We start from the raw sequence: 24,642 nt of genomic DNA, 5'->3' as shown, positions 1-24,642 counted from the left end.
TAACCCTGATCTATTTTTAATCAACGTAATTTTAATGTTAACAAACCAATTAGTACCAACATCAGCGATATAATCCAAAAGCGAACAATAACGCGTGGCTCAGGCCAACCTTTTAATTCATAATGATGGTGAATTGGGGCCATACGGAAAATTCGTTTACCCCTTAATTTAAACGATCCTACTTGCAAAATAACCGACATGGTTTCGATTACAAATATGCCGCCCATTATCAATAATAAAAATTCTTGCCTTAATAAAACTGAAATAATCCCTAATACGCCACCTAAAGCGAGGGAACCGACATCCCCCATAAACACCATAGCTGGGTATGTGTTAAACCAAAGGAAACCTAATCCCGCACCGATGATCGCCGTACAGACAATCATTAGTTCACCGCTAAACTTAATATAAGGAATATGTAAATAAGCAGCAAAATTGACATTCCCTGTGGCCCAAGAAACTAAAGCAAAACCAGCGGCTACAAAAACAGTAGGCATAATCGCTAAACCATCAAGCCCATCAGTTAAATTTACGGCATTACCGGCGCCAACAATGACAAAATAAGTTAATAAAATAAATCCTAATCCTAATTGAGGCATAACATCTTTAAAAAATGGTACTACTAATACTGTTACTGAACTGTCTTTACCATAAATATAAAGACCAAATGCTACAATTAGGGCAATGACTGATTGCCAGAAATACTTCCATCTTGCAATAAGGCCTGCTGTATTTTTACGTATAACTTTCAGGTAATCATCGGCAAATCCGACAATACCATATCCAATTAGTACAAATAATGTTGTCCAGACATAAGGATTACGCAGATCTGCCCATAAAAATACTGATAACGAAATTGATACCAATATCAAGGTACCACCCATAGTAGGTGTTCCTTTTTTGCTCAGATGGGATTCAGGCCCATCATTACGTACAACTTGACCTATTTGTAGTTTTTGCAACCAATCAATAACTTTTTGTCCCATTAATAATGAAATAGCTAACGAGGTTAATAAACCTAAAATTGCTCTTACTGTTAAATAAGAGATAACATTAAAAATGCTAAAATATTTAACTAAATATTCTGAAATCCACACCAACATAATTTTAATCCTGAGTAACTTTAAGTTGTTTAATTTTAATTTCTTCTATGATTTCTTCCATTTTTGCACTACGTGAACCTTTAACTAACATAGTCAAGACTGGATACTGATGTAAAAGTGTTAACAGGTAAGTTACAGCATCTTGCTTATTACCAAAATGATGACCTACGCCACTAGATTGACTGATAAATTGACTTAACTTGCCTACACTTACTACACAATCAAGTTTTTGTTGTCGAGCTAGTTCACCTATTTGCTGATGATACTTTTCTGCTTCAGTACCTAATTCAGCCATATCACCCACAACTAGAACTCTATAACCTGAGTGTTGTGCTAAAACTTTTATTGCCGCAGACATTGAACCAACATTAGCATTATATGAATCATCCCAAATTAATTGAGTTGCATTTAATCTAATTGGGTAAAGCCGACCTTTTACAGATTTTAAGGTTGCTAACCCATGTTTAATTTGATTTAAGTCCGCACCAACAGACATAGCTAATGCTGAAGCAGCTATCGCATTAGCAACGTTGTGTTGACCAACTAAAGGTAATGTAATTTCACATTCACCTTGACGTGTATGTAATATAAAATTGCTAGACTCACCTATTTGAATATTAGAAGCATAAAAATCTGCTGTTTTTTTATCTAATGAAAAAGTCCAAACTTTTTTATCGGTTACATTAATAAACCACTGTTCCGAGTAACTATCTAAATTTATAATCGCGATACCATCTTTTGGTACTCCTTGAAAAATTTCACCTTTTGCTGTTGCTACCCCAGCTAGTGAACCAAAACCTTCAATATGAGCTTCAGCAATATTGTTAATTAATGCACTTTGTGGTTTAACAATATTAGTTGTATAGGCGATTTCACCAATATGATTAGCACCTAATTCAATGACTGCAAACTGATCCTGCGGCGTTAAACGCAATAATGTGAGAGGCACACCAATATCATTATTAAAATTACCTTGTGTGTATAATGTTTGCCCACAATTCTGTAAAATTGCAGCCGTCATTTCTTTGACCGAAGTTTTACCAGAAGAACCTGTAAGGGCGACAACTTTAGCTAAACTTTGCTGCCGAATATAAGCAGCAATTTTCCCTAATGCTTGGCGAGTATCTGCCACTACAATTTGTGGTATTAAACTGTCTAGTTTGTGGTTAACAATAACTGCTACAGCACCACTTTTGATAGCTTGTTCGGCAAACTCATGACCATCGAAATTATCACCAACAATCGAAATAAACAGCGATTGTTTAGTAATTTTGCGCGAATCAATATCAATTGAATTAACCATTAAAACTTCATCGTTAATATGATAAGGTTCACCATTTATTAATGTTATAATTTTTTTAATAACTAATGGAATCATAATGGATTCTCTACTCCTAAAAGCTGTTTAACAGTTTCTTGATCAGAATAATGATGTTTAGTTTTACCAATAATTTGATAATCTTCATGACCTTTGCCCGCAATGAGAATTACATCATTTACTTCTGCTTGTGAAAATGTTTGAGTAATGGCTTGAACTCGATCAGTAATAACCTGCACTTTTTTACTATTTAATAAACCTTGTTCAATGTCATGAATAATTGTCATTTCATTTTCAGTACGTGGATTATCATTAGTAAGTATAATTTTATCGGCAAATTGATCTGCTATTTCACCCATTAATGGTCTTTTACCAGAATCTCTATCACCTCCACAACCAAAAATCACCCATAACGTCCCTTTACAGTGGATGCGACTTGCCTGTATTGCTTTTTGCAATGCATCAGGTGTATGTGCATAATCAACAATAACGGTTGGGGAGTCTTTGGCATGTAATACTTCCATTCGTCCACAGATAGGTTTTAGGAAAGATGCCATATTGATTACAGCAAAAAAAGGAAAATCAAGAGTCAACAGTGTAGCAACTGATAGCAATAAGTTTGAAACATTAAATTCACCTAGTAATCGGCTATTAATAACGGCATTTCCCCAACTTGACTCCATATGAATTTTGGCTCCTTTATCATGATATTCAATCATTGATACACCAACATACGGTTTATTTAATGTTTTTAAATGACGCAACGATTTTGGTTGGCATGACACAGCTGTTACATGGTCAAGTTTTTCAATCCAACGTTTACCATAACTATCATCATAATTAATTATGCTTTTACCTGAATCTTCAACTTGCTTCTCTTTTTTATCTTGACTGAATAATGCCCATTTTGCCTTAGCATATTTACCCATGGTTTTGTGGTAATCAAGGTGATCTCGACTCAAATTAGTAAATACTGTTGCGACACAACTCAATCCTTTAACGCGATTCATTGTTAATCCATGTGAAGAAAGCTCCATGGCAACAACTTTAACTTGTTCTTTTACAAAATCAGCTAATAATGTTTGAATATCTATTGGTGAAGCAGTGGTATTTATTGATGGCTGTAAATGGTTATAAATACCATTACCTATCGTTCCTAAAATGGCACTTTTTTCATTCAATAATGTTGTACATTGCGCTATAAGTTGGGTTACAGTGGTTTTACCATTTGTGCCCGTTACCCCAATAACCGATAATTTCTTCGAAGGGAAACCATAAAATTCACTAGCAATAACAGATAATTGTTTCGTTAAGTTAAAAACTTTTACTTGTGGTATGAGCTTTTTATTTTGTTTTATATAATTAATTTTTAAGTTATCTGATTTTCTAGGGGTTTCGATTAAAATCACTACAGCACCAGAATTAATAGCTTGGGGAATAAAAGTCTGACCATCAACTGTAATACCCTTAATCGCAACAAACACATCATTTTTAGCTACCATACGACTATCAATGCGTAGATGATTAAGAGAGATATCTTTGATCACTTGATCATCACTCCCGCCCAATAAACGAAATAATGTTTTAAATGTAGATGTTGCCATCATTTACCACCTATTAATAAATAATCATTTGTCCATCAACTTGACGATCTGGTTTTACATTCATAGTTCTAAGCACTCCACCCATGATGCGACTAAATACAGGAGCAGAAACCGAACCGCCATAGTATTGACCCGCTTTAGGATTATCGATAACAACAACTAGTGAATATTTAGGTGCTGTTGCTGGCGCAATCCCTGCGGTATAAGCCAAATATTGATTAACATATCGACCTCCAGCTAATTTTTTTGCAGTACCAGTCTTAACACCCACACTATAACCAGGAACCGATGCTTTTGTACCACCGCCAGTAACAGCGACTGCTTCCATCAATTGGACAACAGTTTTAGCTATCTTTTCTTGAACTACTCTTTCGCCTTTAACCGGTTCAGTTACTTTTACAATTGAAACTGGTCGATAAATACCATAGCTACCTATAGTTGCATATGCTCTTGCTAGCTGTAGAGGAGTTACACTTAGTCCATAACCAAAAGCAAAAGTAGCTCTTTCAATATCAGCCCACTTTCTAGTTCTATCTGCGGCAATTGAACCACTTACCTCTCCACCTAAACCAAGACCTGTTGGTTGTCCTAATCCAAATCTACTATAAAATTCGACAACATCACCTGATTCCATTTGTAAAGCTAATTTGCTTACACCAACATTACTTGATTTTTCTAAAATACCAGCTAAATTCAACGCTTTTTGATATGATACATCTTTAATTTCGTAACGATTTACATAAAATGGTCTGGTATCTATAATCGTGTTTAAATTGGCAATTTTCTTTTCCAATGCAGCCATTACCACTAGAGGTTTAACAGTGGAACCAGGCTCAAAAGCGTCAGTTACTGCGCGATTTCTTAATAAATTATAGTCAAGTGTAGAACGGTTATTTGGGTTATAAGAAGGACTAGTTGCCATCGCTAAAATTTCACCGGTATGTACATCAATTAATACCGCTGTTCCACTATCAGCTTTATTAAACTCCACTGCTTGACTTAATTCACTGTATACCAGTGATTGTAAACGTTCATCAATACTCAAAGTTAAATCCGAGGCAGCCTCACTTTCTGTTCGTTCTATTTCCTCAATAACACGACCAACTCGGTCTCGTCTTACAACTCTCTGTCCTGACTCGCCAATTAACCATTTATTAAAGCTTTTTTCGATTCCCTCAGAACCTTTTTCAATGCCATTTTCATCAATATCTGTTAATCCAATTAACTGAGCTATATTTTCAGCTGCTGGATAATAGCGCTTTGAAGTTTTAGCAAATGAAATTCCAGGTAACTTTAACTTTTTTAAGTAATCCGATATTGTTGGTGTGATTTGCCTAGATAAATAAACAAAACGCATTGATGGGTTACTTAATTTTTGTTCAAGCGTGGACATTGGTATGTTTAATGTATTTGCTAATCCTTGCCATCTAACATCATTTACTTTTACACCGCCTTTTTGAACTACAATTTTGGGATCAGCCCAAACATCATACATTGGCACACTAACAGCTAATGCCCGACCATTACGATCAGTTATCATAGCTCTGGGTGCATCCATATCTTGGTAACGAAGAGATCGTTTATTACCTTCGGCAATTAATTTATCTGGTTCAATTATTTGTAAGACTGCCATTTTGACTATTAAACAAATAATCGCAAAAATAATAAAACCATACACCACATAAAATCTATTAGGTGTGAAAAATTGTTTTTTATTATTCGGCTTATTTACTTTAATTGTTTTAACTGCCCTAATAGCCTTTTTATTTTTCTTATTGTTATTAATTGGCTTCATTATTTACTCTTTATTACAATAACGGTTTCATTCTGTGGAGTAACAGAAGTCATTCCTAATTGATTTTTGGCTTTATCTTCAACCCGTTTCGGATCGGCAAGTACATTTTCTTCAATTACTAAATTACGCCATTCACTTTCTAACACATCTTGTTCGAGTAATAATTGCTCTCGTTCGAACAACTGTTTACGAACTTGTTGAGTCGTTATTAATACCGCGCCGGCTGAAATAATAATTAAAATTAGCAGGAATAAAGAAAATTTTTGACGTCCAAATAAATCACTAATAATTAATCCAAATAAACTTTTACTTGGTTTTTTTTGATTGTCTATATCACTATCAATATTATTATGGTAGTTATCATTATTTGGGTTACTGTTCATTTTTCCTTTCTGCTACTCTTAATATTGCACTTCTAGATCTCGGGTTATCATCGATTTCAACAGCACTTGGTTTAATCTTACCAAGTGATTTTAGCTTAGGTCCACCATATCGTTTTAATTGTTCCTCAGTTAGCGGTAAGCCTGCAGGAAGTTGAGGTCCTTTACTCTGTTTATTGATAAACTGTTTAACGATTCTATCTTCCAAAGAATGAAAACTGATTATCGCAAGACGACCATTGTCAGCGAGTATTGATAAACTACTTTTTAATGCTTGCTCAACTTCCTCTAATTCACTATTAATATAAATACGAATTGCCTGAAAACTTCGTGTTGCTGGATGTTTATTTTTGTCTTTTTTAGGTATTGCTTTTTCAATTAAACTAGCTAATTCCAAAGTACGTGTTATTGGTGAAATTTTATTTTGTTCAACTATTGCATGAGCAATGCGTTTTGCAAATTTTTCTTCACCAAATGTTTTGAGTACCCATGCTATATCATCAACTCCACTATCCAATAACCACTTGCTTGCTGGTATACCTTTAAGATTATTCATACGCATATCAAGTGGCCCATCACGCATAAACGAAAACCCCCTTTCAGGATCGTCTAATTGTGGCGATGACACTCCTAAATCCAACAAAAAACCATCAACTTTTCCCAATAATTGCAAATTATCAATATATTGGTATACATTTGAAAATTCACCTAAAATAAAAGTAAACCTAGGATCTTTGATTGACAAAGCTGCTTGCTGAGCGCGGTCATCGCGATCAATTGCAATTAATCGTCCTTTTTTTCCTAGTTGTTCAAGAATTAACTTAGAATGTCCACCTCTACCAAAGGTACCATCAACATAAATACCATCTTTTTTTATATTCAATGATGTAACAGCTTCATTTAATAAAACTGTTTTATGTTGATACCCCATCAATCTTTTACTTCTCCTAAATAGTTAAACTTTTTAAATTATCAGATAAATTTTCGATATCTGTCGGTAATGCAGCGATATCATCATTAATTTGTTGATACCAGATCGCTTCATCCCAAATTTCAAATTTATTAGATTGACCAACAAACATAATACATTTTTCTAATTTTGCATAAGTCCGTAATGTTGGTGGTAATAATATTCGTCCGGAATTATCCATTGGACACTCCGTTGCATAGCCCAATAATAATCTTTTAATTCTACGTTCAGCTTCAACAATTGTAGATAATGTAGAAAGTTGTTGTTCAATATTTTTCCATTCAGACATGGAATAAAGTGTTAAACATTCATGATATAAACCTATCGTACAAACCATACCTTCAGACAAAGATTCTCGGTAACGAGTAGGAATAGCCATTCGCCCTTTACTATCTAAATTGACTATAATTGCACCACTAAACATAAAAACACCATTATGTATAAATTTTATTATTTTTTAATTAATAAAAATCAATAAATTAAAAAAAGCAGATATTTTCACCACTTATTCCCACTTTTTACCACAAAAGTAAAAAAAATAATAGGTTTTTGATTAATTTATTTATAAAATATTAAAGTTATACTATGAGCTACTTTTGGAAGGCGGAAATTATAATAATTAAAAATTTATTGGATTAGAAAATAAGCATGAAGGCAAATTGAGAATTATAATTGAAAATAAGATAGTTAAGAAAGTTGTAGTGTTTATCAAAAAAATTTTGCTGGCACATGCCAGCAAAATCCAATACAAATATTAATCAACAGACCAAAATCCTATCACATTAACTTTATCTTGGTGTATGATGGCACGAATTGGCATTTCATTAACATTATTACCTTTTTCTGCTTGCTCTAACACATCCATTTTAGTTTGTCCCATTAAATGTAAATAGATATTTTTACTGTCTAAAATGGTTGGTAATGTTAATGTAATACGATCAAGTGGAGCAGTTAATGGCTTCATTCCAATAACTTTTCGTCCAGAATTCATATCCAAACCTGCCATCAAATTAGCTGCACCGGGAAAAAGTGATGCGGTATGCCCATCATCACCCATTCCTAAAATGAGTACATCGAGTGGTAGTGGAATTTTGGTGGCTAATATTTTATCAGTGATTTCGGCACCATCAAACGGATTATCACAACTATTTTTTAGACCAACAAAATTTGCAAATTTCGCCTTATTTTGTAATAAATAAGTCATAACAAGTTTTTCATTACTAGCATCATTTGTATCATCAACCCACCTATCATCTACTAAGGTCACATAAATGTTATTCCACTCTATATCTTGTTGGCTAAGAAGTATAAATAAAGGAATCGGTGTTTTACCACCAGAAACAGCTATAGAGGCATGCCCTTTTTGACTAATTGCATGTTTTAGATCTCGAACTATATTTGCAACTAAATCTTCTATCAATAATTGACTATTTGTAAATTTCTTTAATGTAAACATGTTTAGACTCCTCATTATTCAAATTCGTGCCACGAATACCCATCTTTAGTTATTAAAGCTACTGAAGCGACTGGCCCCCAAGTACCGGCTTGATAAGTTTTGGCTGGTTCATTATCTGCATCCCATGCATGAATAATTGAATCAACCCACTGCCATGCAGCTTCAACTTCGTCACGATGCACAAATAATGCTTGGCGCCCACGCATTACCTCAAGTAATAAACGTTCATATGCATCTGCACTATGTTGATGAAAAGTTTCACTATAGCTTAAATCAAGCTTAGTTGTTTGTAAGTTATGAGTACTATCTAATCCTGGTACTTTATTTAAAATTTCGATATCCATACCATCTTCTGGTTGTAAACGAATAGTTAATTTATTCTGTGGTAATTGCGGATAAGAGTCATTAAATAGATTAAGTGGTAATGATTTAAAATAAACCACCACTTCTGAGCATTTAGCTGGTAACCGTTTTCCTGTGCGTAAGTAAAATGGTACACCAGCCCAACGCCAATTATCAATATCAACTCTAATTGCAACAAAAGTTTCCGTATTACTTTCTTTGTTTGAACCGTCTTCTTCTAAATAACCGGGAACATTAATACCATTAACAAAACCAGCAGTATATTGGCCACGAACAACTTTCTCCCGAACATTACTTTTATCAATTGGTCTAAGCGCATTAAGTACTGCTATCTTTTCATTACGTAGACTATCATCTTCAAGATTAGCGGGAGGAGACATAGCAATCATAGTCAAAATTTGTAACAAGTGATTTTGTACCATATCTCGCATTTGTCCAGCTTTATCAAAATATCCCCAACGACCTTCAATACCAACTTGTTCTGCCACGGTAATTTCAACATGATCAATAGAATTACGATCCCAAAATGATGCAAAAAACGTGTTGGCAAAACGTAATGCTAATAAGTTTAAAACTGATTCCTTACCTAAATAATGATCAATCCGATAAACCTGAGACTCATCAAAAAATTTAGCAACTGAATTGTTAATTTCACGCGATGATTGTAAATCTGTACCAAGTGGTTTTTCCATAACTATGCGATTTTTTGCTTGATTTAATCCTGCTTCGGCTAAGCCTTGACAAATAGTACCAAAAGCTCCTGGATGCATAGCAAAATAGAAAATTGCGGGATAATTTTTATCAAGCTTTTGCTTTAAACCTTCAAAAGCAGATGTTTCATTGACATCTAATTTGTGAAAATTAAGTCGTTGACTAAATTTTTTCCAAATTTCATTATCTAATGGTTCCGACATAAATGTAACAAGTGCATCTTTTGCTATTTCAGCATAAGCAGCATGATCCCAATCAGCACGACCTACACCTAAAATTTTTGTTTTATCAGGTAATTTCCCACATTTTTCTAATTGATATAAAGATGGTAATAATTTACGTCTAGTCAAATCCCCTTTGGCCCCAAATATAACTAAATCACAAGCTAGAATATCAGGCATTCTTTTCTCCCAAAATGGTATTAAATAATATTTATTATGTTAGATCGTAAGAGTAGATCCAGTTAATTATATAAATCATAATAATAGGCATCAGCCTTAATTTATAATTACTTTCAAGTAGAAAAACAAAAGGTCACCTATTTAGGTGACCTTTTTAACTAGTATATTCATTGGAAATGACTCCAATGAAATAAAAAATTAAACGCGAATAAAGTCCATATGAACTAATTTTGGTTTAAATGGATGGCGTTGTACTGCTTGTACTTTGACTTTAACCGCTTTACCGTCAATTTCAACAGTTAACACCTCAGAGTAAAACTCCGGTTTTTCTTGCATATTAAAAATTTGATTGTGATCAAAGATCACTGAGATTGCAGGTTCATTTCCACCATAAATAATGGCTGGGAATTGACCAGCGTTACGCAGGCGGCGGCTCGCACCCTTACCATGCTCTTTTCTAACTTCTGCTTTTAATGTAAACATGTTTATTTCTCTTAGTTTTTTTAATAAAAACCAATTACAGGCGACCCAGTAGTTGGCTATCAAATTGGTGCTTTAAAAAAGCGTGAGCGATTATAAAGCCATCTCTTTGTAAACGCAATCAAATAATCAGTTTCTATTAATATATAAACTAAATACATAGCTATATTGTAGCTAATATTAAATAATTTCGATTTTAAATCCAAACGTTGTTGGATTGGTTGGCGACAATTTTAATATTTTATTAATACAACTAGTTTCAACACAAACCATGGATTTATATTCTTCATCAGCAAAATCTACCATCGACTTAGCCTTCTCTATCCATGGATTCCAAGTGACTACATCACTTGCATTAGTATTTGTTAGTTGGATTGTTCGATGACCATCAGTAATAGTAATTATATGATTGGCATTAGTATAGATACGATCAACTTCTTGATTAAAAATCAGTTCTCCTACAACTGAAGGTTTATTTTCAACAACCAAACGTTCTTGATATGTTTCACCAAGACCTTTTACGACAACATTATTAATATTATTAATCCCGAAATAAGAATGTAATGCACTGGTTGCCTCAAAATCACCTCTACAACTTAATGTTACTTGGCAAATTTTTCCAATATGAATTGTAAGACAAACATTAAATGGTTTTGTGAAAAATGAGTCCGTTTGTTGATTATTAGTTAATGATAAAACTAAATCAACGCCATTGTCGTCTTCTTTACATGATTCTAATGTCCACTCGACAAGACGAGCAAAACCATGCATAGGATCGCCTAATTTACCAAACCAAGGCCAACATACGGGTACACCACCACGAATTGCCTTCCCTTTTTTGAAAAAAGTATTTTTACTTAACCAAATAACAGGCGTTGATTCTGTCACTGGTTGCCAAAATAAAAGATGAGCGCCTTGAAGTGCTACTGCTGCCGAACAGGTTTTGTGAGTAACGGTTAAGATCGGCAATTCACCAAATTGAGCTTGTTTAACTGATGGACTTAATGATTTTCCTGACGCACTACTCTCTAATATTTCTTTTACTATACTCATACCTTTTCCTCACTAATAAATTTCAAAAAATTATAAAATAATAGATTTAATATTGAGCTGATTTTACTCTCTTTATATTAATTGTAACAATGGTAATGCGTGTAAAAGAGATTTTTTTTATTAATTAAGATAAAATAGTAAGTTATCTTTAATAGCGAATCAATTAATCCGCTCTCTTAGCAAAAGTTTCAGGAAAGGCACATGTTTCAGTATAAAATCCCAGTAAGTTTGTATATTCATATGCCTTGGTGTGTACAAAAATGTCCTTATTGTGATTTTAATTCACACACTGTAAAACAAACGCCAGACTATGATAACTATATCAATCATTTAATCAAAGACTTACAAAATGATTCTATATTTTGCCTTGACCGCTCGATACACTCTATTTTTATTGGGGGCGGCACTCCTAGTCTTTTTTCTGCTGAACATATTGATCATTTATTATCTAGTATTAACAATATTATATCGATTGAAAAAAATGCTGAAATCACAATTGAAGCGAATCCAAATTCAGTTGATGCTGAAAGATTTAATGGATATCAACAAGCAGGTATTAATCGAATATCTTTGGGAGTACAAAGTTTTCAAGCAAATAAACTCTTGAGTTTAGGAAGAATTCATAATCCGCAAGAAGCTATCGATGCGGCCGTAATTGCACATAATTTAAACTTGCGAAGTTTTAATTTAGATTTGATGCATGGTTTACCAAATCAGGGTTTAAATGATGCTTTGTATGATTTAAAGCAAGCAATCACTATTAATCCGCCACATTTGTCTTGGTATCAATTAACCATTGAACCGAATACTTTATTTGGTTCTAAACCTCCTGTTCTACCAGATGATGATAAACTCTGGGACATTTACCAACAAGGACATCAACTATTAACTAATAATGGTTATCAGCAATACGAAACGTCTGCTTATGCCAAATCTAATTATCAATGCCAACATAATTTAAATTATTGGCGATTTGGTGATTATTTAGGGATAGGCTGTGGTGCTCATGGCAAACTAACACAACCTGATGGAAAAATTATACGTACGGTTAAAACTCGTCACCCTAAAGGATATTTAGATGGCCGTTATTTGGATAATTCTTTTATTGTGACCAGCAATGAGCTTGCATTTGAATTTTTCATGAACCGTTTTAGATTATTTGAACCTTGCCCCAAACTTGAATTTGAAGAAAGAACGTTTTTACCTTTACAAACCATCAATAAGCAAATAGATCAAGCCATGGAAAAAAATTATATAACTGAAGATTTGCATAATTGGCAAATAACAGAACATGGAAAACTATTTCTAAATTCTTTGTTAGAAATTTTCTTATAATATAACATATTGATTAAATTAAAGTTTTATTTAATCGGGTTATCCTTTACGATTGTTTAACATATTAGATACAAACTATTTAAGCAATTATTGGTATACCCTTACATACATAAATTACAAAATAGAGCATACTATATTTCACAATGTATTTATTTCATTGTTTTCCTATTCCTTATGCTTTCCCAATAACACTGTTATTGGGATTTTTTTATATACATTTTTTAAATGTGACAGGCGGATCGTGAGAGGACTTTTTCTAACTCAATTAACGTAGAGGCCCCTTCCATTGAACCTTTCTTTGATACAGCTAGAGCACCACTAGCATTAGCATATATTAATGCATCCTTAACTGGATAACCCGCTAACATTAAACTCACAAATGTTGCATCAAAACAATCCCCAGCACCTGTAGGATCTACAGAGTGCATTTTTAATCCATCAACATGTATCATTGTAAATTTATTTTGTTCATTAAGTCCATAATAGCTAGCACCATTGGCACCTTTTTTTACTACAATATGCTTGATACCTTTTTTTAATAAGGTTTGCATTGTTTGCTGTTCACTTTCACCTATGCTATGAGCAAAATAACTTACTTCATTCTCACTTGGTAAAAAAATATCAGTATACTCCATGATATAATCAAACGATTGTTCCATCTCTTGAATATCAAACATTTCTTTACGTAAATTAGGATCGAAAGAGATTGTTCCTCCTTTACTTTTAATAATATCTAATGCTTTACGCATTGCATCAATTGCACGAAATGAATAAAGTGATGAACCCATGACGTGTAAGTGGTTACAATCTTGTAATAAATTTTCATTAATATGATTAAATGATAATAAACCACAAGCACTATTTGGAATATTAAAAATGAAATCTCTCTCACTACTATTTTTATAAGAAACAAAAGCACTACCTGTGTTAGCCTTACTATGTGAAGTTATACCATCGATTATAACTCCATCTTTCTTAAGTCGATTAATGCACATCCGCCCAAATAGATCTTTGCCAACACAACTAAAAAAAATGACTGAAAAACCCAATTTCGCCACTTGATCGGCAAAAACGGCTGGAGATCCTCCAGGAAAAGGACCGATAAATTTTCCGGTTTGATCAAATCGCTGATTTTGTTCTTTAGCTAAAAATTCAACAATTAACTCACCGATAGCACAAATCTTGAAAGTCATATTATATCTCCAATCCATTGTGATAAGTGACACAGTATCTATTTATATCAGATTGCAGAAAATTAGAGTCTAATAATTGTTGATGATATTCAGTAACTGCTGGTCTTGACAATATTACAACATCTACATTCTTTAGTTTGCCAATGCTATGATTATCATTAAATATATTTCTTTGAGGTAAAACTCCAATTATATGTTTAGCATTTTTTAAAACATGTTGATAGGTTTTTTGTTGTTCAATATTATCAATTGTTAGTTGGTTATCATTATTAATTGCAGCCAATTCAACTATAAAATGAGATATGGTAAATTGATTCGAAATAAAATTAATAACCTTGTGATTTTGTAAAACATTACCTTCAAGTAATACACCACCAATAAGGATTACTTCCGCATCCGAAAATTCTTTAACCAACTGAGCATTATAAATATCATTCATGATCAATCTTAATGATTTTTTATTATGCAGAAATGGAATAAGTTTGCGGATCAAATTGCCATGGCTTAAAAAAATTGTATCACCATCATTAATATAATTAAGACAATTTACTACTAAACCAATATCATGACTATCACTAAAACTACTTGTATAATTTGGAGAGATTATTGTGGTACTACTTTTAGTTGAACCTTCAGGAGCAATATAAATAGCCCCACCAAAAGAACGTTTTAAATAACCTTGTTGCTCTAAATATGTTAAATCTTGACGAATAGTTACATTGGAAACTCGAAGCTTTTCAGATAATTCATCTACTTTTACTTCTCCATGTTTGCGTACCAATTCCGCAATGTCTAATCGACGCTTTAACAGTGCTGAAGACACTCTAGCCAATTTTTATTTCCTATATAATTAGATAAATATTAACAATGGTAATAATTTAACATCCATGCCATTACCATAATATCACCACTCAGATTTAACCTTATGAATAGTAAAAATACTTATCAGACATCCTAATATATCAGATACACAGTTAACCTTTAAAACAAAACTTTAGCAAATAAATTTATTTTTTAGGAAAAATAAAGTCAATAATTGTGATCTATGTCACGTTATTGACAGTAACATATCTTTCGTTTTGAAAGAATAATTTATCAAAATTACTTTCAAGTAAAAAATTGTTATCACAGAAAATTCATTACTAGCAATATTCAAATTTAAATAGCCAAACACTATCAGATTTATTTCACCATATTGATAATATTTTTATTGAAAAATAGTTTATGACTTATTTTGCAAAATTATCTTTTTAAAATAACTCGCAGATCTTCACCAATCATTTTAGTCGATTCAAATCTAAAATGTGGTGCTAATGAGAGTGCATGTAAGTTAGGAAGTACACACATATCTAATGCATTATGCCCAAGTAGTTTAGGTGCATAATAAATAACTAATTCATCGATTAAATCTTGTGCAATTAATACCCCTGCAAACTGAGAACCCGCCTCAACCCAAACAGAATTCATTTGCTTTTTAGCCAATATTTTTAACAAATTAGTTAGGTCAATATTATTGTTGGTTGATGATTCAACTATTAAACTGGTATTTGGTAAATTAATTGGAGTATTTTGCTTTCTTACAACCCATGTTTCGCCTGTTTGTTTAAAAATATTTTCATCGCCAGTTAATTGATGTTTACTATCAATAATCACTCTAATTGGTTGCCTAATCTTTTCCGTAGGATAGATTTTCTGTGTGTCATCGGGTAATTGGTGACGTCTAACTGTTAAACTTGCATTATCTGTTTGTACTGTTTTACGGGTACTTAATATACAACTGGCTTGAGCACGAAACTGTTGTACATCTTCTCTGGCTTTGCTAGAAGTAATCCATTTACTTTCGCCTGATGCCATCGCAATTTTGCCATCAAGTGAAGTTGCCAATTTAAGTTGCACATATGGTAAACCAGTACGCATTCGTTTCAAAAAACCTTTATTGAGTGATTCAGCCTGATCTTTTAAAATTCCAACACAAACCTCTACGCCAGCATCACTTAATCGTTTAATCCCATTGCCAGCTACTTGCGGATTGGGATCTTGCATAGCAATAACAACACGTTTAATACCTGATTTAATTAGAGCATCTACACAAGGTGGTGTTCGACCAAAATGACTACAAGGTTCTAAAGTCACATAAGCAGTACTGCCGATTGCATTATTACCAGCCATTTTCAATGCATAAACTTCTGCATGTGGTTCCCCAGCTTTTTGATGATAGCCTTCACCAATAATTCTATTATCTTTAACAATTACACAACCAACATTAGGATTTGGTGTTGTTGTAAAACGACCCAGCTTAGCGAGCTCAATAGCTTGCTGCATATAAAATTGGTCTTTATCACTTATCATAAATATATAATTGATTATTTTTGTTGTAACTTAGCAATTTCATTACTAAATTGTTCAATATCGTCAAAACTAAAATACACTGAAGCGAAACGAATATAGGCAACTTTATCAAGACTTTTAAGTTCTTCTATTACATAATCACCGATTAATTTAGTTGGGACTTCTCGTTCACCAGTGGCTCTAAGTTTTGATTTTATGCGAGTGATAGAATCTTCAATAGCGTCAAAACTGACAGGACGTTTTTCTAATGCTCGCTGCATACCACTACGCAGTTTATCTTCATTAAATGGTTCACGCACTTTATTACTTTTAATAACATTTGGCATAATTAATTCTGCAACTTCAAAAGTAGTAAAACGTTCACTACATTCAACACATTGACGTCTACGACGAACTTGGAATCCTTCCCCTACAAGACGAGAATCAATGACTTTAGTATCATCAGCATTACAAAATGGACAGTGCATAAGGATATCCCTATAATGATATAATTTATATTACAATAGCCGAAATTATTGATTTAAACAATATCTTACTATAAGCAATATTTATTTTTATGTTCATCCATATATAAAAAAATGGACATAGATATGTAATAAAATATTTATCATCAATTGCAAAATTTAAAAGGAATTTAAAGGATGCTCAAAAAGTTTATATTATTAACCACATTATTACCTTTTATTACCGTTGCTCAAGAAGTTCCCAAATATGTACAAAAAGCAGAAAATTTTTTAGTTGATTTTTATGCCAAACGCGATCTTGGGGAAACGGAAGAACACATAGCTAAATGTGGACATTTCCAATATGAGGGAATGTGGATAATTGGTTGTTATTCACCAGCAGAGGCAAAAGCAAAAAAATTTACTGAGCCGAAATTCTTTTCCATACAAAATAATAATGATGTATATGGTTTTTCAATGTCTTATTTAAACTATCGGAGTAAAGTCGTTAGCTTTGTCATAGACAATGTAAAAATTGATGACGCAGAAGATTCTGTCGATATAGGGAAATTAACCGATAAATTAGATAATTTAAATCTATTTAGTTCTCACTAATTTAAATATTTCGTCGTCAAAATTGACGACGAAAAAATATTTACCAATCTAAATTAATTAAGAAATTCCTCAACTTGGCGAAGTTATCAGGCATATAATGTGAGAGTAATGTCATATCTTTTCTCTCTGCCAATGCTGTTGGTAGCGAAATTGATTTGCCTAAAATATCTTCTACAACTTCCTTAAATTTTGCTGGATGAGCAGTTCCTAAAAATAGACCGTATTCGCCTTCTTGTAGCTGATCTCGTAAAGCTCGGTAAGCAATAGCACCATGTGGTTCAGATAAATATCCCTTTTGATCAAGTTCTCGTACAGATTGTTTAGATACCTCATCCGATACTGCCGCATATCCTAATGATTTCAATGCCCAACCTTCTCTTTTATAGATTTCTTCAATACGAGGCCAGTTATTCGGCTGACTTACATCCATTGCATTAGATAGAGTGGCTACAGTGGCATGAGGTTCCCACTTACCTGTTTCTAAATATCGAGGGACTGTATCATTTGCATTAGTTGCAGCAATAAAGCGCTTAATAGGTAAACCCATAGTTTTAGCCAGTAAACCAGCCGTAAGATCACCAAAATTACCACTTGGAACAGAAATAACTAATTGTTCACGCTGTTTAGGTGTTAACTGAGCAAAAGCTTCAAAGTAATAACATATTTGCGCAAGCAAACGGCTAATATTAATCGAATTTGCTGAATTTAAACCAATTGTTGTTTTTAACTCCTCATCATCAAAAGCTTTTTTGACCAATGATTGGCAAGCATCAAAGTCACTTTGAATGGCAATAGTGTGGATATTGTCACCAAGTGTACAAAATAGCTTTTCTTGTAAAGGACTAATTTTTCCTTCGGGATATAAAATGACTACCCGAATATTAGGCAAATGATAAAATGCATGTGCAACGGCGGCACCTGTATCACCTGATGTAGCAGTAAGAATAGTGATTTTTTTATCCGCCGCTACTTGCACTAAAGCTTGTGCCATAAATCGTCCACCAAAATCTTTAAACGCAAGTGTAGGGCCATGAAACAACTCAAGTGAACCAATATCCGATGCTACTGATTTAACTGGTGCCGGAAATTGAAAAGCATTTTGAACCAACCGAAACATATCTTCTGCACTTATTTCATCACCAACAAAAGCCGATAAAATTTTGGCACTTCTGGTTATAAAATCTAGTTTTAATAGTGATTGTATTTCATCAGCAGCAAATTTAGGTAAATCTTGTGGAAAAAATAAACCCTGTCCTTTTCCAAGTCCTTGCTGTACAGCTTGAGCAAAATTAACCTGCTCTGAATGATCTTTCAAATTGTACAATTTCATAATATATTCCAATAATCTTTAGGTATAAACTGCTTACAGTTGTTATTAAAAGTTGAAATTAATCCAACATTCCCATATATCAAATTAAACTCAAATAACTCTTGCTCCTTGAGTATCTATTTTACAAATATGAGTAAAACCATCTTCATTTTGTAAATAATAACTTTTGAGCAGTGCTTCAATTTGTTGTGCTGTTTCTAATTTATCTGCAATTACAAACATTGTTGGTCCAGATCCTGAAATCCCCGAAGCCAAAGCGCCAAGTTGTTTCACTCGCTTTTGAGTTTCATCAAAATTAGGTAATAATTGTTTACGATAAGGTTCTGCAATATTATCGCACAGCATAGTTGCTGCTAATTTTGGTTGTTTGGTATAACAAGCATGAAGAAAACCACCCACATATCGACCATGCGCAACACAATCTGCTTTTTGGTATTGAGCTGGTAAAATAGCTCGTGCTTCTGCAGTTGAAACTTTAATACCAGGGTAAGCCATTACCCAATACCAATCTTCAAAATGAGGTATTGATTGACTAATTACGCCCATTTCATCAAGAATTAATTGCATCCCCCCTAAATAACAAGGCGCAACATTATCATAATGAACACTACCAGAAATACGGCCTTCAAGCTCTCCCATCATGGAAAGCATTTGAAACTCATTGAACGGTCTATCAAAAAACTCATTTAAAGCTACAAATGCACCAACCACAGAACAAGCACTTGAACCTAAACCAGAACCAATTGGCATATTTTTTTCAAGTGTGATATTTACCGGAAGTGTTTTACCTATTGCTTGGCAAAAACGCTGCCAACATTGATAAACAATATTGTATTTAGGATCGCGAGGTAATTTTTTTACAAATTGACCTTTGCTAGTAAGATTAAATTTTGCAGATGATTCCACCGTAATACAATCACCTAACATCACACCGCTAATCGGATGAATGGCTGCACCTAAAATATCAAAACCGACACTTATATTAGCCATTGAAGCTGGTGCATAAACAGTTAAAGATTTTTGATTCATTTAACCCCCAATCTTACCTGAAGTAGTACGTAAAATATCAGCAAAAACACCAGCTGCTGTCACTTCATTACCTGCACCATAGCCTCGTAAAACCAAAGGGATCGGTTGATAATAACGGGTATAAAAAGCTAAAGCATTTTCACCATTTTTAACTTTATAAAGCGGATCTTCGCTGTCAACCATTTCAATTTTTACACTACATTGATTATTTTCAATACTACCAACATACCGTAACACTTTACCTGATTTTGCAGCTTGTTCTGATTTCGCTTTGAAAGCACTATCTAATTGTGGCAATTTAGCCATGAATTCCTCAACACTACCTTGTGAGTATTGTGCCGGTAATACTGACTCTATTTTTATTTGATCAAGTTCTAATTGTAATCCAGCTTCACGAGCTAAAATCAACAGTTTTCTAGCTACATCTGTACCTGATAAATCATCACGAGGATCTGGCTCAGTAAAACCTTTTTCTTTCGCAAGTTTAGTCGCTTCTGATAATGACATGCCTTCATCAAGCTTGCCAAAAATAAAAGAAAGAGAACCAGATAAAATTCCTGAGAACTTAATAAGTTCGTCACCAGCATTAAGTAAATTTTGCAGATTTTCGATAACTGGAAGACCGGCACCAACATTAGTATCATATTGGAACTTACGCTTACTTTTTGCTGCTTCCTGACGTAAACGTAAATAATATGCCATAGAACTGGTATTCGCTTTCTTATTTGGTGTAACTACATGGAACCCATTAGCTAAAAAATCAGCATATTTATCAGAAACTTCGCTACTAGATGTACAATCAACTAAAATTGGATTAAGAAGTCGATTATTTTTAGCAAATTCAATAATAGCATCTAGTGAATAAGGCGTTTCACTTTGTTTAATTTGTTCACGCCAATGAGATAAATCGATACCATCTCGATTGATAACACTGTGTTTAGAGTTAAATAAGCCACAAACATGTAAATCAATCTGTTTGTTTTTAAGCCATTTTTGTTGACGTTCTATTTGGTCAATAAGTGCTCCCCCCACACCCCCGACACCAATAACAAAAACATCTAACATCTTATCTGTTCCGAATAACATTTGGTGAGCGACACGCACTCCCATTACTGCAACATCATTATCAACTACTACCGATATGGAACGTTCTGACGAACCTTGGGCAATAGCAACAATATTAATATTAGCTCTTGCAAGTGCAGTAAAGAAATTAGCCGATAAACCACGTAAAGTACGCATACCGTCACCAACTACAGAAATAATAGCTAATTTTTCAATTACTTCAATTGGTTCAAGTAATCCATCTTTTAATTCTAAATAAAATTCATCACTTAATGCTTCTTCTGCGCGGTACAGCTCTGTTTGCGGCACACAGAAACTTATACTATATTCAGATGATGATTGAGTAATAAGTACTACCGAAATACCAGCATAAGACATGGCTGAAAAAACACGTGCCGACATACCCACCATGCCTTTCAAACCAGGGCCAGACACATTAATCATTGCCATATTATTTAAATTAGTTATACCTTTTACAGGGGTAGTTGAATCAATAACATTGGCGCCGATTAATGTTCCTGGTGCATCCGGATTATTAGTATTTTTGATTAAGCAAGGAATTTGAAACTGTGCAATAGGTAAAATAGTTCGAGGATGAAGGACTTTAGCACCAAAATAAGATAATTCCATAGCTTCTTGATACGACATAGTTTTAAGCAATTTAGCATCAGGAACAATACGTGGATCACAAGTATATACTCCATCAACATCAGTCCATATTTCACAACAATTAGCTCGAAGACAGGCTGCTAAAACGGATGCTGAATAGTCAGATCCATTACGTCCTAACACCACTAGTTCCCCTTTTTCATTGCCTGCCGTAAAACCAGGCATTAAGACAATATCTTCAGATGGAATATGCATTTCATCAATACGATGAGTTGATTCGGCAATATTTACTGTTGATTCTAAATAATCACCATGAGCAAGTAACATAGCTACAGGATTTATAACTGTAACAGTATGTTTTTTCGCCTTTAGTAATTCATTCATAATAGCAATATTTAGTTTTTCACCGCGACAGATAATTGAAGCATTAATACTATCTGGACATTGCCCTAGCAAACGGATTCCTTCGAGTAATTTCTTTACATGATTTAACTCTTTTAAAGCAAAACGCTTCATCTGATCGTAAGCAAAATTTGGTTGCGCTTTGGAAATCCCTTCTAACAAATCTGCAAATATTTTTTCAGCATCATAAATATTGCTTTGAATATCTTGCCCAGCAACAGTTTTTTCGACCATGGCAACTAAATGATTGGTAATTTTTGCTGGAGCAGATAAAACAGCAGCAGTTTGCTCTTGTTTTGCATTATTTTCAATAATCTCTGCAACACGCAAAAAACGTTCTGCGTTGGCAACAGATGTTCCTCCAAATTTTAAAACTTTCATATCACACCTTTTGTTATTATCTTAATTAATGCCATTAGTCTTTTTAGTGACCTTCACCCAAACTTTATCAATAATTATTGAATTAGAAATTATATGCTTTTAATCTTTATAAGTTATTAATACCCTTTACTGATTGTTATTTTTAAACATATCCATTTCAAATAAAAAACCCGCCTTTGGTGGCGGGTTTTTTATATTTTAGGAAAATATCAACCCGCCCTACATTGAATAATAGTGCCAGTGGTAATAATAATGCCCATAATAAACATAATTAATTTCATCATTGTTCCTAAATTTACTTATACACTTCTAAACAAAACAGCCCAACATTTTCATGTTAGGCTGCAATTTTAAAAAACTTTTTTACTATTTTCGTATTCGTTGACTACTTTATTCAATGCTTGATAGATGCTTTCCGCATCTTGTTTCTTTAATGCTTCATCAAGAACATTGAGATAAGATAACATTAATTTTTGGTTATCTTCGGCAAATTGCGGTGATATTTCTTGATCTTCATATAACATGACATAGGTGCGTGCAAAACCAAAGATCAAAAAATACACAGCAGCATTTTTAGGATCATTTTGTATTAATGTGCGCATTGCTTTACGCAATTTTACATAACTATCAGTACCAGGCAAGCTAGATGCAAAGGTTTTAGTTACTTCAGAAAATGTCATTGCAATAAACCTCAATCCAAAATCACAAACAAGAAGGATAGCAATCCATCACTTTAAGTGCAAGTGTATTTTTGTTTAGCAAACATAATTTTTTATGTTCAAAATAATTATATCGGCATCGCTAATGCAATACCGATATAATATTCCACATTCTTAATTAGTTTCCTTATAAACAGCAAGTCCAGCTGGAACTTGCGCAACAGGCATTATTTCTAATGAATTAACATTGAAATGGGTAGGGGTATTAACTAGCCATGAAACTGTATTAGCTATATCTTCAGGAGTTATATATTCAACACCCTTATATACATCTGCTGCTTTTTCAGCATTACCATGAAAGCGGACATTCGAAAATTCTGTACCACCACATAAACCCGGTTCAATATTTGTTACTCTTATTTTTTTTCCAAGTAAATCCGTACGCAAATTAGCACTAAATTGCTTTACAAATGCTTTAGAGGCTCCATATACATTACCTCCTTTATAAGCATAAGTCCCTGCAACAGAACCAAGATTAATAATATAACCAAAATTTCGCTCAACCATACTAGGTAAAATTTGGTGAGTTAAATGTATTAAGCCAATAATATTGGTTTCTATCATAGTTTGCCAATCATTATAATTAGCTTGATAAGCAGGTTCTTGACCAAGAGCTAATCCTGCATTATTCACTAAAATATCAATTGGTTGAAAATCTTTAGGTAGCTGTAATAAGATTGATTCAACAGCATCTTTTTTTGTGACATCTAATTGCATTGGGAAAAAATTGTTACCAAGTTCCTCTGCTAATTGTTGTAACTTGTCTAGCCGGCGACCTCCACCAATGACCTTATAGCCATCTGCAATGAGTTTACGACAAATAGCTCGACCAAAACCAGATGAAGCACCTGTAACTAAAGCAATATTCATAATAAAACTCCTTATATTCTGAATTATGGTTTTAGTATATTTTTACGGTACTTGGAAGTGTAAGGAAAAGAGCATTTATAAAAACATACTTAAACGTATAGCTGACCTGAAACATCTTTACAGATGTAATAGATAAAAATATAAAAACCCGCTAATTAAGCGGGTTGATGATTAAACTTTCATTTGGCAGCTTCTTCTACTGGTTCTTCGTCTTTTAATGGCACAATTAGTGTATCAATATGAGTATTATTAATAAGTTGACGAGCAGAAGACATTAGTTTACTCCAGAAATCTTGATGGTGACCACAAACCACCAAATCAGCGCCATATTCTTGTATAGCTTCGATTAAAACCTGTCCAAATTCACCATTACCAGAAAGAGTATGAGCAATAGGATAACCAGCATCATCTGCAAGTTTATTTAATGCAATATGTGCATCTTCGGTAATTCTATCTTTCATATCATTCATATTAATATCAACCAAACCGGTATAAAGATCAGAATAATTAATACCAACGTGAATCAATGATATTTGAGCATTATATGGTCTTGCCATAGAAACTGCTTTTTCGACAAGAACTTCACTTTCAGGTGATAAATCAACTGCGACTAATATATGTTTATAAGCCATGATACTTTTCTCCTTCCTCTTTAGACGTCCCGGTTA

The 24,642-nt window shown here is 33.4% G+C and carries 23 protein-coding genes; 2 read left to right on the top strand and 21 right to left on the bottom strand.

Annotation, left to right across the window (positions count from 1 at the left end; all coding sequences use genetic code 11):
- Nucleotides 1-20 precede the first annotated feature (20 nt).
- The 11 genes from mraY to A9G12_RS05165 form a co-directional block, all read right to left on the bottom strand.
- A complete protein-coding gene (mraY, locus tag A9G12_RS05215) occupies nucleotides 21-1,103 on the bottom strand; it encodes a phospho-N-acetylmuramoyl-pentapeptide-transferase (protein ID WP_065564815.1) in 1,083 nt (360 codons plus the stop codon).
- A gap of 4 nt (nucleotides 1,104-1,107) precedes the next feature.
- The gene (gene murF / locus A9G12_RS05210) at nucleotides 1,108-2,481 is read right to left on the bottom strand and encodes a UDP-N-acetylmuramoyl-tripeptide--D-alanyl-D-alanine ligase (protein WP_065564814.1); all 1,374 of its coding nucleotides are present in this window, start codon (nucleotides 2,479-2,481) and stop codon (nucleotides 1,108-1,110) included.
- Complete coding sequence (gene murE / locus A9G12_RS05205; RefSeq protein ID WP_065564813.1) at nucleotides 2,478-4,025, bottom strand: UDP-N-acetylmuramoyl-L-alanyl-D-glutamate--2,6-diaminopimelate ligase; 1,548 nt, start codon at nucleotides 4,023-4,025, stop codon at nucleotides 2,478-2,480. Before murE ends, murF begins: the two co-directional genes overlap by 4 nt.
- Nucleotides 4,026-4,038: 13 nt before the next feature.
- Nucleotides 4,039-5,820: a peptidoglycan glycosyltransferase FtsI gene (gene ftsI / locus A9G12_RS05200; protein ID WP_081299668.1), complete on the bottom strand. Its 1,782-nt coding sequence runs from the start codon at nucleotides 5,818-5,820 to the stop codon at nucleotides 4,039-4,041.
- Entirely contained in the window at nucleotides 5,820-6,203 is a 384-nt protein-coding gene (gene ftsL, locus A9G12_RS05195) for a cell division protein FtsL (protein WP_081299667.1), read from the bottom strand. Before ftsL ends, ftsI begins: the two co-directional genes overlap by 1 nt.
- Complete coding sequence (gene rsmH, locus A9G12_RS05190; RefSeq protein ID WP_065564812.1) at nucleotides 6,193-7,131, bottom strand: 16S rRNA (cytosine(1402)-N(4))-methyltransferase RsmH; 939 nt, start codon at nucleotides 7,129-7,131, stop codon at nucleotides 6,193-6,195. The genes ftsL and rsmH overlap by 11 nt, the downstream gene beginning before the upstream one ends.
- Nucleotides 7,132-7,147: 16 nt before the next feature.
- A complete protein-coding gene (gene mraZ / locus A9G12_RS05185) occupies nucleotides 7,148-7,594 on the bottom strand; it encodes a division/cell wall cluster transcriptional repressor MraZ (RefSeq protein ID WP_065564811.1) in 447 nt (148 codons plus the stop codon).
- 330 nt (nucleotides 7,595-7,924) lie between these two features.
- Nucleotides 7,925-8,626: a 6-phosphogluconolactonase gene (pgl, locus tag A9G12_RS05180; RefSeq protein WP_065564810.1), complete on the bottom strand. Its 702-nt coding sequence runs from the start codon at nucleotides 8,624-8,626 to the stop codon at nucleotides 7,925-7,927.
- A gap of 14 nt (nucleotides 8,627-8,640) precedes the next feature.
- The gene (gene zwf / locus A9G12_RS05175; protein ID WP_065564809.1) at nucleotides 8,641-10,101 is read right to left on the bottom strand and encodes a glucose-6-phosphate dehydrogenase; all 1,461 of its coding nucleotides are present in this window, start codon (nucleotides 10,099-10,101) and stop codon (nucleotides 8,641-8,643) included.
- A 198-nt stretch (nucleotides 10,102-10,299) separates the two neighbouring features.
- The gene (gene rplY, locus A9G12_RS05170; protein WP_065564808.1) at nucleotides 10,300-10,584 is read right to left on the bottom strand and encodes a 50S ribosomal protein L25; all 285 of its coding nucleotides are present in this window, start codon (nucleotides 10,582-10,584) and stop codon (nucleotides 10,300-10,302) included.
- Between the two features lie 177 nt (nucleotides 10,585-10,761).
- Nucleotides 10,762-11,634, bottom strand: a complete 873-nt coding sequence (locus A9G12_RS05165) for a D-hexose-6-phosphate mutarotase (protein WP_065564807.1) — start codon at nucleotides 11,632-11,634, stop codon at nucleotides 10,762-10,764.
- Between the two features lie 201 nt (nucleotides 11,635-11,835).
- Here A9G12_RS05165 and hemW point away from each other — a divergent pair, with 201 nt between their 5' ends.
- The gene (hemW, locus tag A9G12_RS05160) at nucleotides 11,836-12,969 is read left to right on the top strand and encodes a radical SAM family heme chaperone HemW (RefSeq protein WP_065564806.1); all 1,134 of its coding nucleotides are present in this window, start codon (nucleotides 11,836-11,838) and stop codon (nucleotides 12,967-12,969) included.
- A 221-nt stretch (nucleotides 12,970-13,190) separates the two neighbouring features.
- Here the strand turns inward: hemW and A9G12_RS05155 are convergent, their stop codons facing one another.
- The 4 genes from A9G12_RS05155 to nrdR form a co-directional block, all read right to left on the bottom strand.
- Nucleotides 13,191-14,162 carry a sugar kinase gene (locus A9G12_RS05155; RefSeq protein WP_065564805.1) on the bottom strand — a complete coding sequence of 324 codons (972 nt, stop codon included), beginning with the start codon at nucleotides 14,160-14,162 and terminating at the stop codon, nucleotides 13,191-13,193.
- 1 nt (nucleotide 14,163) lies between these two features.
- A complete protein-coding gene (locus A9G12_RS05150; protein ID WP_255306586.1) occupies nucleotides 14,164-14,985 on the bottom strand; it encodes a DeoR/GlpR family DNA-binding transcription regulator in 822 nt (273 codons plus the stop codon).
- A 419-nt stretch (nucleotides 14,986-15,404) separates the two neighbouring features.
- Nucleotides 15,405-16,511, bottom strand: a complete 1,107-nt coding sequence (gene ribD, locus A9G12_RS05145) for a bifunctional diaminohydroxyphosphoribosylaminopyrimidine deaminase/5-amino-6-(5-phosphoribosylamino)uracil reductase RibD (protein ID WP_065564803.1) — start codon at nucleotides 16,509-16,511, stop codon at nucleotides 15,405-15,407.
- A gap of 14 nt (nucleotides 16,512-16,525) precedes the next feature.
- Nucleotides 16,526-16,978, bottom strand: a complete 453-nt coding sequence (gene nrdR / locus A9G12_RS05140) for a transcriptional regulator NrdR (RefSeq protein WP_065564802.1) — start codon at nucleotides 16,976-16,978, stop codon at nucleotides 16,526-16,528.
- A gap of 174 nt (nucleotides 16,979-17,152) precedes the next feature.
- On the opposite strand from nrdR, the gene A9G12_RS05135 reads away from it, so the two are divergent.
- On the top strand, nucleotides 17,153-17,569 hold the full coding sequence (locus A9G12_RS05135; RefSeq protein WP_065564801.1) for a hypothetical protein: 417 nt from the start codon (nucleotides 17,153-17,155) through the stop codon (nucleotides 17,567-17,569).
- A gap of 40 nt (nucleotides 17,570-17,609) precedes the next feature.
- On the opposite strand, the gene thrC is transcribed toward A9G12_RS05135, so the two are convergent.
- The 6 genes from thrC to uspA form a co-directional block, all read right to left on the bottom strand.
- Nucleotides 17,610-18,899: a threonine synthase gene (gene thrC / locus A9G12_RS05130; protein WP_065564800.1), complete on the bottom strand. Its 1,290-nt coding sequence runs from the start codon at nucleotides 18,897-18,899 to the stop codon at nucleotides 17,610-17,612.
- A 90-nt stretch (nucleotides 18,900-18,989) separates the two neighbouring features.
- Entirely contained in the window at nucleotides 18,990-19,928 is a 939-nt protein-coding gene (gene thrB, locus A9G12_RS05125; protein ID WP_065564799.1) for a homoserine kinase, read from the bottom strand.
- Nucleotides 19,929-22,385 (bottom strand): bifunctional aspartate kinase/homoserine dehydrogenase I, encoded by a 2,457-nt coding sequence (gene thrA / locus A9G12_RS05120; protein ID WP_065564798.1) that lies wholly within the window; start codon nucleotides 22,383-22,385, stop codon nucleotides 19,929-19,931.
- A 350-nt stretch (nucleotides 22,386-22,735) separates the two neighbouring features.
- On the bottom strand, nucleotides 22,736-23,065 hold the full coding sequence (locus A9G12_RS05115; RefSeq protein ID WP_065564797.1) for a hypothetical protein: 330 nt from the start codon (nucleotides 23,063-23,065) through the stop codon (nucleotides 22,736-22,738).
- 153 nt (nucleotides 23,066-23,218) lie between these two features.
- Nucleotides 23,219-23,974, bottom strand: a complete 756-nt coding sequence (locus A9G12_RS05110; RefSeq protein ID WP_065564796.1) for an SDR family NAD(P)-dependent oxidoreductase — start codon at nucleotides 23,972-23,974, stop codon at nucleotides 23,219-23,221.
- Between the two features lie 179 nt (nucleotides 23,975-24,153).
- Nucleotides 24,154-24,606: a universal stress protein UspA gene (gene uspA / locus A9G12_RS05105; RefSeq protein ID WP_065564795.1), complete on the bottom strand. Its 453-nt coding sequence runs from the start codon at nucleotides 24,604-24,606 to the stop codon at nucleotides 24,154-24,156.
- Between the last annotated feature and the right edge of the window lie 36 nt (nucleotides 24,607-24,642).

The sequence above is a fragment of the Gilliamella sp. wkB112 genome (assembly GCF_001690685.1).
GTDB lineage: Bacteria > Pseudomonadota > Gammaproteobacteria > Enterobacterales > Orbaceae > Gilliamella > Gilliamella apicola_J.
Note: the sequence above shows the minus strand (reverse complement) of the source record. Positions and strands in the feature narration are given on the sequence as shown.